This is a genomic window from Phenylobacterium sp., assembly GCF_031425575.1.
Classification (GTDB): Bacteria; Pseudomonadota; Alphaproteobacteria; order Caulobacterales; family Caulobacteraceae; genus Phenylobacterium.
Genome location: NZ_JANPJP010000358.1, coordinates 16,425 through 31,692, shown reverse-complemented (window position 1 = coordinate 31,692; position 15,268 = coordinate 16,425). Strand labels below are relative to the sequence as shown.

Genomic DNA, 15,268 nt, shown 5'->3' with positions numbered 1-15,268 from the left:
CCTCGGCGTCGACGGACGCACCTGGCGGACCTTTAAGGGAACCATGGGCGAACTGGTGTTGATCGAGCTTCTGGTGCGCGGCGCCGCCATGGGCGGCTTCCTTGGCCTGGCGCTTTGCTTTGGGCGGGCAAACCCGGCGCGGTTGCGCCTGAGCGGGGTCCTATTCTGCCTCACCGCCGCCGGTCACGTCCTGAGCCAGTCGCCGTCCGCGCGGCTGGTGACCGGTGCGGCGTTCCCGGTCATCTGGCTGCTCTCGATCACGGGGGCCGGCTTTTTCTGGACCTTCGCCACCGACCTGTTTTCCGACGAGGCACGGCCGCTCTGGCGCCGGTTCGCGCCCGCCGCCGCAAACCTCCTGCTGGCGTTGGCGGGCCTCCTGGTCCGGCCAACCTTCGCGCAAGCCGCGTGGGTGATCTATTCCATCGTCGCCATCGGCATGATCGGCCACGCCCTACATGTCATCGCCCGCGGCTGGCGGGACGACCTGGTGGAAAGCCGGCGAAAGCTTCGCGGCCCTGTGCTGGCCAGCGCGGCGGGCTACGCCTTGCTGGTGGTGGTGCTCGAGGTCGCTCAGATGCTCTGGCGGCCGATGCCGGAACTCGCGCCCGTCGGCGCAATTGCGCTGCTGATCCTGAGCCTGTCGGGCATGGCGGTCTTCCTTCACCTCAACAGCGATCTCCTCCAGTCCGCGCCGCGCGTCTCCCCCCCGCCCGGGAACGCCATAGACCAGGCCCTCCTGTCACGCCTGAGCCGAGCGATGGACGAGGAGGAAATCTGGCGCACCGAGGCCCTGACGATGTTCGATCTCGCCACACAGGTCGGCGCGCCTGAGCATCGCCTGCGGCGCCTCATCAACACCGAGCTCGGCTACCGCAACTTCAGCGCCTATCTGAACGAGCGCCGCATCCTTGCCGCTAAGATCGCGCTCGCCGACCCCGACCGCGCCCTCAGCCCGGTTTCCAGCATCGCCTACGAGGTCGGTTTCGCCTCGCTCGGGCCGTTCAACCGCGCCTTCAAGGCCGCAAGCGGCGTCACGCCGTCAGACTGGCGCATACAGGCGCTAAGCTGACCGCGTTCTCCAGCGGGCTCACTCTGGTCGAGGTGGCGAAAGCGGGTGGAATGGAGGAACCTAGACCCGTAAACTTAGGCCGCCGCGCTGCCCTCGGCGGGCTTGATCGCCCCAAGGGCGGCGGTGGCGCGGCGGCGGATCACGTCGCCGGCGCGCGCGTCGCGGAGCAGGGTCGAGCAGTCGGCGGCGACGCCCAGGAAGGCGCGAGCCAACCCCGGATCGGGGAGCTCGCCCTCGCGCAACAGGGCCAGGACCTCCTCGACATAGTCGTCGATGGTTTCACCGACCTTCTCCACCACCTTGGTGCGGGTGGAGGCGAAGCCGCCATAGTTGGCGCTGGAGCGAACCGACTCCAGGAAGGTCAGCAGGGTGATCGCCCGGGTGACCGCCTTCTCGTCCGGCTCGCCGGTCAGGCGGGGCAGGCTCTTCATCATGCGCGCGACGCGCACACTGTGGGACGGCAGGGCTTGGCCGATAATCTTGTCGCACTCGCGCAGGCGGCCCTCGACCACGCTGGCCAGGCCTTTTTTCTGCTTCTGGACGCGGCCGCCCCAGCCGCCCTCCTTGCCGAGTTCGACCGAGTTCTCGATTTCGGCGATCTGCAGGGTGATCAGTTCGACGACCGCGCCGGCGTCACGGCCGGCCTGGGGCCCGCCGGCCAGGTCAAGCTGAGCCACCCTGGTGAGGTTTTTGTCGATCTCGTCCATGAGCTGCTCGGCGAAGGTCGAGAACTCCGAGGCGGCCAGGTAGTGTTCGGTGGGGCGGTCCATCACCGCCGAGACGATGCGCAGAATAGTCCAGGGCTCGGCGAGCTGGGCGGCCAGCATCCTGAAGAACCGGGGGCCGGCGTCGTGGGAGATGGCGACGGCGTCCTTGTAGGCCAGGCGGGCGGCGGCGGCGCGCTCGTCGGTGGTGCGGCTGATCCACTCAGGCAGCCGCAGGGTGGCCTCGCGGATGATGGGCGACAGGGCCAGGCAGGAGATCAGCAGCTCGGCGCCGTTCTCGCGGCTGGCGTCGGCCAGGTCGGCGGCGGCGGTGAAGTCGCGCTGCTGACGCTCGCGCAGGGCGTCGACGGCGGCGGCGGCCAGGATGTCGAAGGGTTCGGTGGAGGTCTCGTCGGCCCGATAGTCGGTGAGGGTCCGTTCAGCCTTCAGGACCTCGGTTGGGCAGGTCTCCTTCAGGCCGCGCCAGATGAGGGCCAGGACCCGGGGCGGGAAGCTGATCTGGCCCAGCTCGGCGGCGCGGGCCACGCAGAGGGGAGCGATGGGGGACAGGACGGCGTTGCGCAGGCGGCGGTCGGCGACCTCGCTCTCCACCAGGCGACGGACGCCGGCCAGGACCGAGTCGCCGGAGGCCGACGCCAACGCGTTCTGCAATCCGCCCACTATCTTGTCCGGAGCGGACTCGACGAGGTGGCGCACGATTTCGATCTTGCGGTCAGACAGACCGGACATGGGTACGCTCCAGACGCGATCCGGGGCACGCGTCACTGGAGAACATGGTTCGAGGCGAGTTAAGGCTTTCCAAAGACTGAGGAATCAAGACTCGGCCCGAGGCAGCTCCAGAACAACGGAAAGGCCGCCAAGCCTGGCTTGGTCCAGCTTCAGCGCGCCGCCATAGGCGCGGGCGAGCTCGTCAATGATGTTGAGGCCGAGGCCGGAGCCCGGCGCGCTTTCGTCCAGGCGGGCGCCGCGCTGCACGGCGGCCTCGCGCTCGGCGGGGGTCAGACCCGGCCCATCGTCCTCGACCGAGAGCCTCAGCCAATCGGGCGAAACCATGTCGGCGCGGACTCGGACCCGGGCCGCGCACCACTTGGCGGCGTTCTCCATGGCGTTGCCGGCCAGCTCCAGCAGATCCTGCCGCTCCCCCAGGAAATAGAGGTCGTCGGCGGCGTCCCAGTCGATGGTGACGCCCTTGTCCTGGAAGATGCGCTCCAGGGTCCGCGAGAGTTCGTCCAGCACATCGGCGACGGAGGTTCGCTCGCCCGAGCCCTGGGTGCGGGCGGCGGCGCGCGCGCGGCGCAGGTGGTGGTCGACCTGCTGGCGCATGGCCTCCGACTGGCGGGTCACCACCTCGGCCAAGGGGCCGGGCTGGGCCTGGGACTCGGCCAGCATCACCGACAGCGGGGTCTTGAGCGCATGGGCCAGGTTGCCGACGTGGGTCCGCTGGCGCTCCACGACCTCCTGGTTGTGGGCCATCAGGGCGTTGAGCTCATCGGCCAGGGGCTTCAGTTCGGTGGGATAGGCGCCCTCGATCCGCTCGCGCTTGCCACGCCGGACATAGGCCACCTCGTGGCGCAGGGCGAAGAGCGGGTTCAGGCCCACCCGGACCTGGATCACCACGGCGGCCACCATGCCGATCCCCAGCAGGAGGAAGGCCACCGACGTTGCGGTGACGAAGTTGCGGATATCCCGGTCGACCGGGCTGCGGTCCTCTGCGGCCATGAACACCACCGGCGCCTCGCCGCCGGGCAGCTCGGCCCGGGTGGCCATGGCGCGCAGGGGCTCGTTGAGGGGGCCCCGGGTGTCGTAGAAGATCGGCTTGCCGGGGTCGGCCGCCAGCCGCAGGGCCAGATCCGGCGGCGACTTCAGTTCGCTGTCCCAAAGGGAACGGGAGCGGACGCGGGCCCGCAGCACCCCGTTCACCGGCTCGCTGATCTGCCAGTACTTGCCGGAATAGGCGCGCAGGGCCCGCAGGTCGGTGAAGGCCGGCCCCACCGGGCGCTTGGTGGCCTGGTCGATTGTAGACCCGGCGGTGAGGTTGTCGATCAGCTCGGCGAGGCCCTGGTCAAACCGCCGGATCGCCGCCTGCTGGAACAGCATGGAGAGCACCAGGGCCGTCACAAGCAGCACCGCCAGCGACCAGCCGGCGGCCAGGATCACCAGCCGGCGGACCAGGGACGGACGGCGAAGGAACTCGAATTTCACGAGCCGGCCGCCTGGCCCTCCAGCTCTTCAGGCGGGGCGGTCAGGCGATAGCCGAGGCCGCGCACGGTATCGATGCGGTCGGCGCCGATCTTCTTGCGAACCCGGCCGATGAACACCTCGATGGTGTTGGAATCCCGGTCGAAGTCCTGGTCGTACAGGTGCTCCACCAGCTCGGTGCGACTGATCACCCGGCCCTGATGCATCATCAGATAGTGCAGCAGGCGGTACTCCAGGGAGGTGAGCCGCAGGGGCTCGCCATTGACCGTGGCGCGCGCCGCGCGGGGATCCAGGCGCAGGCCGCCCACCGACAGGCTGGGGGCGGCGTGGCCGGCGGAGCGCCGCAGCAGGGCCCGCAGGCGGGCCAGCAGCTCCTCGGTGTGGAAGGGCTTGGTGAGATAGTCGTCGGCGCCGGCGTCGAAGCCCGAGACCTTCTCGCTCCAGGCGCCGCGCGCCGTCAGGATCAACACGGGGACCGCCATGTTCCCCCGCCGCCAGCGCTCCAGCACCGACACCCCGTCCACCTTGGGCAGGCCAAGATCGAGGATAACGGCGTCATAGGGCTCGGTCTCGCCCAGGAACTGAGCTTCCTCGCCGTCGCCCGCGTGATCGACGGCGTAGCCGGCGTCGCCCAGGGCGGCCTTCAGTTGCCGCGAGAGGTCCGGATCATCTTCGACCAGTAGGATACGCATGGAGTCCCTCCAGAGCGTGACAGCCGAAAGTGGAAGCCCGTTCCGGCGCCCGTCACGCTCAAACTATAGAGTCTAGCCGCCTTCGCGCGACAGAATCTGACCGCTCTCGGCGTCGACGATAAAGATCATCACACGCCCGTCGGGGGTCTGCCATTGAACGAAATAGGCCGGGCGGCCGGCATAGTCGCCCATGGTGGTGTTGAGCTGACGGCCCGGGGTGCGCGCGGCGATACGGCTGATGACCTGGGACAAGGGCACCTGACGACCGCCGCGGACGGCGGCGCGCGCCTGATCCTGGTCCCCACGGGCGCCATAGGAAGGCCGCCCGTAGTCCGGATAGCCCTGCGCCTGGGACACCACCGGGGTGAGCGCCAAGAGAAGGACGGCTATGGCGAGTGAGCGCTTCATGCCCAGAGGTTTAGAGCTCCGCGACTGAACCCAGCCTGAATGAGAGGGGTTATGCAGGCGGTGCGGCGCTCTGTCACGCCGAAGCCGCGTGGAAGGCGAACGCAAGGGGCGGAGCCACCGCCGACCTGGCCGGTTCCACCGCGATGGCTCCCTTGGGGGGCCAGCCTCACGGCTGCCGATAGCCTAAGCCGGCGAGACCCCCTAGAAGCGGACGGCAGAAGCGCCCCATACCGGCAGGCCCACGGTACAGATGCCCACAGACGAGTCCCAAACCAGCCTCGAGCAGCTGCTAGACAGCCCTGACCTCGCCGCAGCCCTCGGAAACGAACGTTTCAAGCAGTTCCTTGACCAGGTGCCGATCGCGGTGGCCGTTTCGGAACTGAACCCCGACGAACGGGTGATTTACGCAAATCTGGAGTTCGAGCGGCTGTCGGGCCAGCTGAACACCACCGTCCTCGGCCATGGATGGCAGAGCCTGCCCGGAGAGGCGGCGGCGCCTCAGTCCCCGCGGTCGATGGGCGAGGCGATCGCCAAGGGGCGCGACTATCTCGGGTCCTTCAACATGCCGCATGGCGATGTCGGGATGATGGTCGACGCCTGGTCCAACGTCATCGAGGACGACGAAGGCGCCCCCGCCTTCCGGCTGGTGGCGCTGCTCGCGGCCGCCAAGCGAGACCCTTCCATGCTCACCACTTTGGAGGAGCAGGTCAGGGAAAAGGACACCCAGCTGTTGGAGCTGCAGCATCGGGTGAAGAACAATCTGCAGATGATCACCGCCCTGATCCGGGTGGAGGCGCGCGGGGTCACCGACCTTTCCACCGGAGAGGGCTTTGACCGGCTGGCTGGGCGGGTGGAGGCCCTGGGTCTGCTGTATCGCGCATTGGGGGATTCAGCCGGTGAAGGCGTTGTCGACCTCGGCATCTATCTCAGTGAGATCGCATCGGCTGTGATGCGGGCCCATGCGGTCGAGGGAATCCATCTCGACCTGCAGGTGGACACCTGGCTGGTCTCCCTCGATGTCGCCATGCCCACCGGCCTGGTGGTCAACGAGCTGCTGACCAACACGCTCAAGCACGCGTTCCAGGGCCGGGACGGCGGAACCATCACCCTGCACAGCACCAGCGAGACCGGCGGAGGCTGCCGCGTCCTGGTGGCTGATGACGGGGTGGGCCTGCCTGACGGCTATGTCTGGCCCAAGCAGGGCAAGCTCTCGGCCCTGATCGTCCGCTCCCTGCTGCAGAACGCCAGGGCGCACATGGAGGTCACCTCGTCCCCCGGCGAGGGCATGCAGGTGGAGATCACCTTCGACTGGGCCGACGCGGCCTGAAGCGCGCTTCAGCGCTTGCGGGGCGTATAGGGCCGTTCGGCGCGCCACTTTTCGGCGAAGGTTTCGAGCTCCGCATCGATGGATTCCGGCAGCATCAGGACGATGCGGGCCACCAGGTCGCCGCGCTTGCCCTTGGCGTCCGACAGGCCGCGGCCCTTGAGGCGCAGAGATGAGCCGCCGCCCTTTGGAACCGAGACATTGACCGGGCCGTCGGGGGTCGGCGCCTGGACCTTGCCGCCGAGGACGGCGTCGGGGATCGAGACCGGCAGGTCCATGACCAGGTTGTCGCCCTCGCGCCGGAAGATCGGGTGGGGCCGAAGAGTCAGCTCGATGAAGGCGTCGCCCGGCCCCGCCCGTCCCGGCGAGCCCTGCCCCTTGAGGCGCAGGGCCTGGCCCTCCTCGGCCCCCTTGGGGATGGAGACATCGATGGTGCGGCCGTCGGAGAAGGCGATGCGCTTCTTGGCGCCGTGGATGGTGTCTTCCAGGTCAATCTCGAGCTTGGCGCGCACGTCGGCGCCGCGCTGGGAGAAGCCGCCGAAGCCGCCGCCCTGCCCGCCCTGGCCGCCGCCGCGGGCGCTGCGGCCGAGGATTTCGCCGAGGATGTCGTTGAGATCGACGTCGGGTCCCTCGGCCTGGCCGCGAGGACTCCAGCCGCCGCCCGGCTGGCCCCAGGGACCGCCGCCGCCGCCGCCGCCGCCGCGCGAGGTCTCGCGGCCGTCGGCGTCGATCTCACCGGCGTCAAACTTCTTGCGCTTGTCGGGGTCGCCGACGATGTCGAAGGCGGCGCTGACCCGCTTGAACTTCTCTTCAGAGGCCTTGTCCCCCGGATTGGTGTCGGGGTGATGCTTCTTGGCCAGCTTGCGGAACGCCTTGCGGACCTCGTCGGCGCTCGCGCCGCGGGTCACGCCAAGTTCCTGATAGGGATCGCCAGCCAAGTGAGAAAAACCTTCGTGTTCGCAGGGACAACGCGTGGCCTTCAATTAGGCTGTTTGGACCCGGACGCAAGAGCGGATGTGATAAAAATGCCACATACGCGGGCCGACGCCGAACCGTTAGCCTCCACCTATCCGGATCGGGGTGCCATGAGCATCGTCAAACTCTTCCTCTGGCCGCGGGGCCGCATCGGCCGGATCAGCTTCTGGCGCGGCCTGCTGGTGGTGTTGCTGGCGGCATTCGCGGCGAACCTCGCCAACAACATGGCCGGGATGTTCCATCCGCTGCAGATGCGCTTCTACCTGGCCCTGTCTTGCCTGTTCGTCTGGCTCTGTCTGGCGGCCAAGCGGCTGGAGGACGCCGGGCGCTCAAGGTTCCTGGCGGCGATTCCCGCGGCGCTGCTGATCGCGGGCCTGGCCAGCGTCGCTTTCCTGGTGGGGGCGCTGGATGGACGCGGACCGGCGCCGACCACGATGATCGGGTTCTTCGGGCCGCTGGCGGGGATGGCCGTGTTCCTGGGCGCGACCCTGTGGATCGGGCTGGCCAAGACGAAGGCCTAGTCGTCGCCGCGCTCTTCCATGAGGTCGTAGGCGACGTAGGCCATGGCGTCCTCGGGGTCTTCGAGCTCGTCCTCGCTGATGGTTTCGCCGCGGACCGAGACGCCGGCGCGGTGGACGCTCTCCGGGTCGCCGGAGATCAGCGGGTGCCAGTCGGCCAGACCCCGGCCCTCATTGACCCGCCGGTAGGCGCACGACAGCGGCATCCACTGGAGTTGGTCGACGTTTTGCGGGGTCAGTTTTATGCAGTCGGGGACATGTTTCTTTCGTCCAACATAGTTACTGCAGGTGCAGGTTCCGGCGTCGAGCAAACGGCAATGCACGCGGGTGGGGATGATATCGCCGGAATCCTCATCCTCGAAGCGAACGAGGCAGCAAAGCCCGCAACCGTCGCATAGGCTCTCCCACTCCGGCCCCGTCATCTGGCGGAGTGATTTCGTTTCCCAGTAAGGTCTCGTCGCCATGCTATGGGCGTCCTAAACCAAAAGCGTCCCTGCCGCCCCTTGTTAGTTTGACCCGTGCCCGACTGGAATCTCGACCCTTACAAGTTCCCGGACTCCAGGCCCGGCCCGCAGTCACAGGGCGCGCCGGCGCACGAGCCCGCGCCTGAACCCGCGGCCGACGAACACTTCCGCGCCGACCTGCCGAAGTCGAAAAAGGCCAAGGTGAAGACGGAAAAGCCGCTCAAGGCCAAGCGCGGCCGCGGCTCCGGCGGGGGGGGTTCCGGGTTCGGCGGCGGCGCGCCGCGCAAGGCCAGGAACCTGAAATGGCTGTGGACCACCCTGGTGGTGGGGGCCGCGGTCACGGCCCTGCTGCTACTGGGCGGCGCAGTCTATGTGCAGCAGGTCTATCTGAAGGACATTCCCGCCCTGCCCGAGCGCGAGGCGCTGTATGCGATCAACCGGGCTCCGGCGATCAAGTTCTTCGACAAGACCGGGGTGCTGATCGCCGCGCGCGGGCCCAAGTACGGCGACCGGGTGTCGCTGAGCCAGTTGCCCGACTATGTGCCGCGCGCCTTCCTGGCCGCCGAGGACCGCCGCTTCTACCATCACGGCGCCGTCGACCCCTGGGCCATTCTGCGCGCCGCGCGGGCCAACTATGCCGCGGGCCGGGTCGTCGAGGGCGGCTCGACCCTGTCTCAGCAGCTGGCCAAGGGCCTCTTCCTGACGCCCGACCAGACCATGACGCGGAAGATCCAGGAGGCCGTCATGGCCCAGCGCCTGGAGAAGATGCTGACCAAGGACGAGGTGCTGGAGCTGTACCTCAACCGCATCTATTTCGGGGCCAACACCTTCGGTATCGACGGCGCCTCGCGCACCTATTTCGGCAAGCCCGCCAGCCAGCTGAACCTGTCGGAAGCCGCCCTGCTGGCCAGCCTGCCCAAGGCGCCCTCGCGCATGGCGCTGAACCGCAACATGTCCGGCGCCCTGGAGCGCCAGCGCCTGGTGCTGGAACGCATGGTGGGCGAGGGCTGGATCACCGCCGAAGACGCCGCGACCGCCGCCGCACGGCCGCCGCTGATCAGCCCCACCGCCTTGGCCAATGACGGGGACATGGGCTACGCGCTGGACTACGCCACCAACGAGGTTCTGAAGCTGGTGGGCCCCAACTCGCCCGACCTGATGGTGCGGCTGACCATCGACCCCAAGCTGCAGGCCACCGGCGCCAAGATCCTGCGCAAGGCCGTCGCCGGCGACGGCAAGGCGGCCGGGGCCTCCCAGGCCAGCATGGTGGCGATCTCCTCGGAGGGCGCCATCCGCACCATGGTCGGCGGCCTCGACTACAACGCCAGCGTCTTCAACCGCGCGGTCCAGGCCAGACGGCAGCCGGGCTCGTCGTTTAAGCCCTTTGTCTACGCCGCAGCCCTCGAAAAGGGCGTGATGCCCACCGATGTGCGCATCGACGGTCCGGTGAAGTTCGGCGACTGGAAGCCCGAGAACTACGGCGGCGGCTATCGCGGCGCGGTGACGATCGACACGGCGCTGGCCCGCTCCATCAACACGGTGGCGGTGAAGCTGGCCCAGGAGGTCGGCGGTCCGGGCGTGGCCGAACTGGCGCGGCGCTTCGGCATCACCACCATCCCGGCCAACCCGAACCTATCGGTGGCGCTTGGCTCCTATGAAGTGCCGTTGATCGAGATGGTCTCGGGCTTCCAGGTGTTCCAGACCGGGGGCGCCCGGATCACGCCGTACATGGTCGACGAGATCAAGACGATCAGCGGCCAGCCGGTCTTCCTGCACCAGACCTCTTCGCCCGTGCCCGCCTACGACATCGCCCGCGCCAGCATGATGGTGAAGATGATGAAGAAGGTGATCACCGGCGGCACCGGCACGCGGGCCAATTTCGGTCGGCCGGCGGCGGGCAAGACCGGCACCAGCCAGAACTGGCGCGACGCCTGGTTCGTGGGCTTCACGCCCGACTATGTGGCCGGGGTCTGGGTGGGCAACGACGACGACAAGCCGATGAACAAGATCACCGGCGGGGTCATGTCGGCCTCCATCTGGCGGGAATTCATGATGGTGGCGCACGAGAAGCTGCCGGTCCGGGACTTCGACTGGCTGCTGCCCGATCCCGAGCCCGAACTGGAAGCCGATCCGCGCAATGACTTCTATGAGGGCCTGGCCGAGGAATTCTCCGCGGCCGCCCGCGACGCCCAGGCGGCGATCCCGCCTGAGGCCATCGAACCCAAGCCGCAGATCGAGCCGCCGCCGATCGAGGAGATTCCATTCTAGTCTTCCGCTCGTCCCGGCGAAGGCCGGGATTCAGGTGAAGCCCGCTTGGTCCTCGTATCGCCCAGCCGAACCGAGGATCATCTCGAGCCGCTCCAGATGAATCTGGGTCCCGGCCTTCGCCGGGATGAGCGGTTTGGGGGAAGATTGCGGATGTCGCGGCTCAATGCTGCTCTAGCGCTTGCTTCGCGCCCGCGCCTCGCTATGTCGAACGCCGAATGAAGCCGCCCATCCTCGCCCTGAAGGCCGTCCGCCTCGCCGACGGACCGAAAATGCTGTTCGACGGCGTCGACCTGTCGGTGGAGCCGCGGTCGCGCGCCTGCCTGGTGGGGCGCAATGGGGCGGGCAAGACCACCCTGCTGAAGATGCTGGCCGGGCAGATCACCCCCGACGACGGCGAGCGCGCCGTGCAGCCGGCCACCCGCATCGCCTATGTGCCGCAGGAGCCGGAGATTGTCGGCGCCACCCTGCTGGACCATTGCACCGCCGGCGGCGCGGCCGAGCACAGGGCCCAGGCGGCCTTGACCGAGTTCGGCATCGATCCGGAGAAATCCACCTCGGGCCTTTCGGGCGGCGAGATCCGCCGCGTGGCCCTGGCCCGCGCCTTCGCCGAGGACCCGGACCTGCTGCTGCTGGACGAGCCCACCAACCACCTGGACATCCTGGCCATCGAGACCCTGGAGCAGGAGTTGTCCTCCAGCCGCGCGGCCATGGTCATCGTCAGCCACGACCGCGCCTTCCTGGAGCGCACCACCCAGCGCTGCTTCTGGCTGGAGCACCGCAAGGTGCGCCGCCTGGACAAGGGGTTCGCCGCCTTCGACGCCTGGGTTGAGCAGGTCCTGGCCGCCGAGGCCGAGGAAGGCCGAAAGATCGACAAGAAGCTGGAGCAGGAAGAGCACTGGCTGCAGCGCGGGGTCACCGGCCGTCGGGCCCGCAACGAGGGCCGCCGTCGCGCCCTGATGGACCTGCGGCAGGTGAAGGTCGAACGCCTGCGCGAGGTTCGCGGCGAGATGAACATGGGCATCGCCTCCTCCGGCATCTCGGGCCAGCGGGTGATCGAGGCCCGCGGCATCGCCAAGGGGTTCGGCGAACGCACCCTGCTGAAGAGCTTCTCCACCCGCATCCTGCGCGGCGACCGGGTGGCCATCGTCGGTCCCAACGGGGCGGGCAAGACCACCCTGGTGAAGATGCTGCTCGGCGAGATCGCGCCGGACGAAGGCTCGGTGAAGCTGGGGGCCAATCTCGAGACCGCCTATATCGACCAGGCCCGGGCCGACCTGAAGCCCGACATGATGCTGCGCGACGTGCTGACCCCGCTGGGGGGCGACCAGGTGATGGTGCGTGGCCTGCCCAAGCACGTGAACGCCTACGCCAAGGACTTCCTGTTCACCGACGCCCAGATCCGCCAACCGGTGCGCAGCCTGTCCGGCGGCGAGCGCAACCGGCTGCTGCTGGCCCGCGCCCTGGCCACCCCGGCCAACCTGCTGATCCTTGACGAACCCACCAACGACCTGGACATGGACACGCTGGATCTGCTCGAGGATCTGCTGGCCGACTTCGAGGGCACCCTGATCCTGGTGAGCCACGACCGCGACTTCATCGACCGGCTGGCGACGTCCACCATCGCCCTGAACGGCCGCGGCGACGTGGTGGAGACCCCCGGCGGCTGGCAGGACTTCCTGCGCCAGAACCCCGGCTATTTCGGCGCGATCGCCAGCCCGGTCGCCGCGCCGCCTACCGCGAAGGCCGCCCCCAAGCCGCCGGAACCGAAGAAGACCACCAAGCTGTCCTTCAAGGACCAGCACCGGCTCAAGGAGGCCGAAGGCCTAATGGCCAGCCTGCCGGCCAGGATCGCCAAGCTGGAGGCCGACATGGCCGATCCGGCCCTCTACGCCCGCGACCCCACCGGCTTCGACAAGCTGACCAAGGCTCACGCCGCCGCCCAGGCCGAACTGGTTAAGGCCGAGGAAGACTGGATGACCCTGGAAGAGATGCGCGAAGCGCTGGAAGCCGGGCGCTAGCGCCTGATTCGTCGCGCCACAGGTTAGCTGTGGATAAGTTATTGTGCTGATTTATAAGGCCAAACGCCCATAAGCCCCCAAGTCATCCACAGGTTATCCCCGGAGATCGGGCGCTCCGCCCACATCGGGGCGAGTCGCGGCGCTTGCTTCATAGAGGGTTCGGGACGAAGGTCAAGGGGTCGAGAGGGACTGCGGCGCAGACGGACACGGAAACGGGTTCGACGAAGCGGGCAGAAGGTTCTCGGAGGATGGGAAGCGGCGCAAGCCGGGACCTTCATCTCCGCGGGACACCGGTCGGCGACGGAAACCTGCGGGTAACCCCGCGTTCGAAGTCGCAAGCCGACCTTTGGGCACAGATCCCCCAACGGATCTGGATGAGAGGGCGACGCAACGGGAAACCGCTGCGCCGCCCTCTTGCTATGGGCGCCACCCATTTTGGTGCGGCATTCTGTCCCGACTTGGCACAGCTTAAACATTTCGCCATCCCGATGCGGCATAATCCTCCGGCTTCGTAGGGATCCTCGATGCTGGCCAAGCCTTCGCGCGACCTGATTCTGACCCTCAGCCTGACCGTTACTTTCGTGGCGGCCACGTTGTTCAGTCTCGCCCTGACCAGGGGCGAGGCCGGGGTCGCCGCTATCTGGCTGTCGAACGGAATCCTGGCGGCCATGTTCCTGCTGCTGCCGTGGCGCCTGAGCCTCCCGGCAGGCGCCGTCTGTTTCCTGATGAACTGGCTGGCGGGCCTATGGCTCGGCAATCCCCTGGGCGTCGGCCTGGTCTTCCCCGTGCTGAACTTCGCCGAAGCCTTCGCCACCGCGTGGCTGGCGCGCAAGGCCTGCGGCGAGACAATGCGCCTGACCAGCCTCAAACGGGTCGCCCAGCTGTTGCTGTTCGCCATCGTCCCCGCCACGGCGGCCAGCTCGGTGTTGGCGGCCGATGTCCTGACCCTCTTCGACCGCAGCTTCAATGTGGTGCTCAGCACCTGGTTCTACGCCCACGGCCTGGGCATGGCGATCGCTCTGCCGGCGGTCCTGCTGATCGCGCGCTCGGACACGGTGCGCGACTTCCATCGCGAGTGGCCCGAGCAGTTCGGCCTCTCCTGCCTGATGGCCGCGGTGTGCGTGCTGGCCTTCGTGCCGGTGCGGTTTCCGACCCCGGTGATCATCTTCCCGATGATGGCCCTGATCGCCTTCCGCCTGGGCCCGCGCGGCGCGGCGGTGGCGGCGATGATGCTGGCGTCGATCTCCTCCAGCCTGGTGCTGGGCTCGCAGGAGACCCACACCGGAGCAACCTGGACCCTGCTGGAGAAGACCCGAGGCATCCAGTTCCTGATCGGGATCAACTTCTTCACGAGCCTGGCCACAGCGCTCGCCATCGCCGACCAGAAGCGCCTGAAGCGCCTTTGGGCCAGCCGCACGCGGGTGGCGCGCGCCGCCCAGGCCCGCGCGGTCGCCGCCAGCAAGGCCAAGGCGGAGTTCCTGGCCACCATGAGCCACGAGATCCGCACGCCGATGAACAGCATCATCGGATTCACCGAGGTGCTGATGAAGCGCAGCGACCTGCCGGAGGGCGCGGGCCGCCAGCTGACCCTGATCGATCGGGCCGGCTCCTCCCTGCTCACCGTGGTCAACGACATCCTCGACTTCTCGAAGATGGAGGCCGGCGAGGTGGACCTGTCGCCCCGCCCCGTCGAGTCCCGCGCCGTGGCGCAGGACACCCTGGCCATCGTCGCCGAGGTGGCCCGCCGCAAGGGGCTGGACCTGCAGTTCAACACCAGCGGTGAGGTCGAGCGCGCGGTGATGATCGACGACCTGCGGGTGCGCCAAATCCTGCTTAACCTGCTGTCCAACGCCATCAAGTTCACCGAGCGCGGCCGGGTGCGCCTGGACCTAGAGGTCACCATCGAAGGCGGAATCTCCACCCTGCGCTTCGTGGTCACCGACACCGGGATCGGCATCCCCACCGAGCAAGCGACAAAGCTGTTCAAGCGCTTCAGCCAGGCCGACTCCACGGTCAGCCGCAGCCACGGCGGCACCGGCCTGGGCCTGGCCATCTGCAAGGGGCTGACGGAACTGATGGGCGGTCGCATCGGCCTGGACAGCGCCGCGGGCTATGGCTCGGTCTTCTGGTTCGAGATCGACGCGCCGCGGGCCGAAGCCGAGGACCCGTCCGGTCCAGGCATGCGCAAGATCGGCGACCTGGGGGCCAGGGTGCTGCTGGTGGACGACCATCCGGTGAACCGCGAACTGGGCGCCACAGTCCTGACCCTGCTGGGCTGTGAGGTGGTGCTGGCCGAGAATGGCGAGGAGGCCGTGGCTGCCGCCCGCGACGGAACCTGCGACCTGATCCTGATGGACGTCCACATGCCGCGCATGGACGGGTTGGAAGCCACCCGCCTGATCCGGGCCCTGGGAGGCCGCTGCGCCGCCGTGCCGATCATCGCCATGAGCGCCGATGTCATGCCCGAGATGGAGGAGCGCTGCCTGAAGGCCGGCATGGTGGACGCTGTCGGCAAGCCGATCCAGATCGAGGCCCTGCATGCGGTCCTGGCCAAGTGGCTGGCGCACGCCCGGGAGGCGGCGGCCTAAGCGGATCTGGAGTCCATCTC

The 15,268-nt window shown here is 68.2% G+C and carries 12 protein-coding genes; 6 read left to right on the top strand and 6 right to left on the bottom strand.

Translation table 11 applies throughout. The features are described 5' to 3' along the window. Positions 1-43 precede the first annotated feature (43 nt). Complete coding sequence (locus RMO97_RS19995) at positions 44-1,069, top strand: AraC family transcriptional regulator (RefSeq protein ID WP_310542762.1); 1,026 nt, start codon at positions 44-46, stop codon at positions 1,067-1,069. A 74-nt stretch (positions 1,070-1,143) separates the two neighbouring features. Here the strand turns inward: RMO97_RS19995 and RMO97_RS19990 are convergent, their stop codons facing one another. The 4 genes from RMO97_RS19990 to RMO97_RS19975 form a co-directional block, all read right to left on the bottom strand. After that, the gene (locus RMO97_RS19990; protein WP_310542761.1) at positions 1,144-2,523 is read right to left on the bottom strand and encodes a hypothetical protein; all 1,380 of its coding nucleotides are present in this window, start codon (positions 2,521-2,523) and stop codon (positions 1,144-1,146) included. 84 nt (positions 2,524-2,607) lie between these two features. Beyond that, the gene (locus tag RMO97_RS19985) at positions 2,608-3,996 is read right to left on the bottom strand and encodes a sensor histidine kinase (RefSeq protein WP_310542760.1); all 1,389 of its coding nucleotides are present in this window, start codon (positions 3,994-3,996) and stop codon (positions 2,608-2,610) included. Then, on the bottom strand, positions 3,993-4,685 hold the full coding sequence (locus RMO97_RS19980; protein WP_310542759.1) for a response regulator transcription factor: 693 nt from the start codon (positions 4,683-4,685) through the stop codon (positions 3,993-3,995). The genes RMO97_RS19985 and RMO97_RS19980 overlap by 4 nt, the downstream gene beginning before the upstream one ends. 72 nt (positions 4,686-4,757) lie before the next feature. After that, positions 4,758-5,093, bottom strand: coding sequence for a PepSY domain-containing protein (locus RMO97_RS19975; protein ID WP_310542758.1), 336 nt, complete (start codon positions 5,091-5,093; stop codon positions 4,758-4,760). Between the two features lie 250 nt (positions 5,094-5,343). Here RMO97_RS19975 and RMO97_RS19970 point away from each other — a divergent pair, with 250 nt between their 5' ends. Further along, on the top strand, positions 5,344-6,420 hold the full coding sequence (locus RMO97_RS19970; RefSeq protein WP_310542757.1) for a histidine kinase dimerization/phosphoacceptor domain -containing protein: 1,077 nt from the start codon (positions 5,344-5,346) through the stop codon (positions 6,418-6,420). A gap of 8 nt (positions 6,421-6,428) precedes the next feature. Here the strand turns inward: RMO97_RS19970 and RMO97_RS19965 are convergent, their stop codons facing one another. Beyond that, positions 6,429-7,355 (bottom strand): DnaJ C-terminal domain-containing protein, encoded by a 927-nt coding sequence (locus tag RMO97_RS19965; RefSeq protein WP_310542756.1) that lies wholly within the window; start codon positions 7,353-7,355, stop codon positions 6,429-6,431. A gap of 147 nt (positions 7,356-7,502) precedes the next feature. On the opposite strand from RMO97_RS19965, the gene RMO97_RS19960 reads away from it, so the two are divergent. After that, positions 7,503-7,913 carry a DUF805 domain-containing protein gene (locus RMO97_RS19960; protein WP_310542755.1) on the top strand — a complete coding sequence of 137 codons (411 nt, stop codon included), beginning with the start codon at positions 7,503-7,505 and terminating at the stop codon, positions 7,911-7,913. On the opposite strand, the gene RMO97_RS19955 is transcribed toward RMO97_RS19960, so the two are convergent. Beyond that, the gene (locus RMO97_RS19955; protein WP_310542754.1) at positions 7,910-8,374 is read right to left on the bottom strand and encodes a YcgN family cysteine cluster protein; all 465 of its coding nucleotides are present in this window, start codon (positions 8,372-8,374) and stop codon (positions 7,910-7,912) included. The two genes, RMO97_RS19960 and RMO97_RS19955, sit on opposite strands and share 4 nt — an antisense overlap. A 54-nt stretch (positions 8,375-8,428) precedes the next feature. On the opposite strand from RMO97_RS19955, the gene RMO97_RS19950 reads away from it, so the two are divergent. The 3 genes from RMO97_RS19950 to RMO97_RS19940 all read left to right on the top strand — a co-directional run bounded on the left by RMO97_RS19950 (position 8,429) and on the right by RMO97_RS19940 (position 15,248). After that, a complete protein-coding gene (locus RMO97_RS19950) occupies positions 8,429-10,642 on the top strand; it encodes a PBP1A family penicillin-binding protein (protein ID WP_310542753.1) in 2,214 nt (737 codons plus the stop codon). Between the two features lie 215 nt (positions 10,643-10,857). Next, a complete protein-coding gene (locus RMO97_RS19945) occupies positions 10,858-12,660 on the top strand; it encodes an ABC-F family ATP-binding cassette domain-containing protein (RefSeq protein ID WP_310542752.1) in 1,803 nt (600 codons plus the stop codon). A 524-nt stretch (positions 12,661-13,184) separates the two neighbouring features. Continuing rightward, on the top strand, positions 13,185-15,248 hold the full coding sequence (locus RMO97_RS19940; RefSeq protein WP_310542751.1) for an ATP-binding protein: 2,064 nt from the start codon (positions 13,185-13,187) through the stop codon (positions 15,246-15,248). Positions 15,249-15,268: the final 20 nt, after the last annotated feature.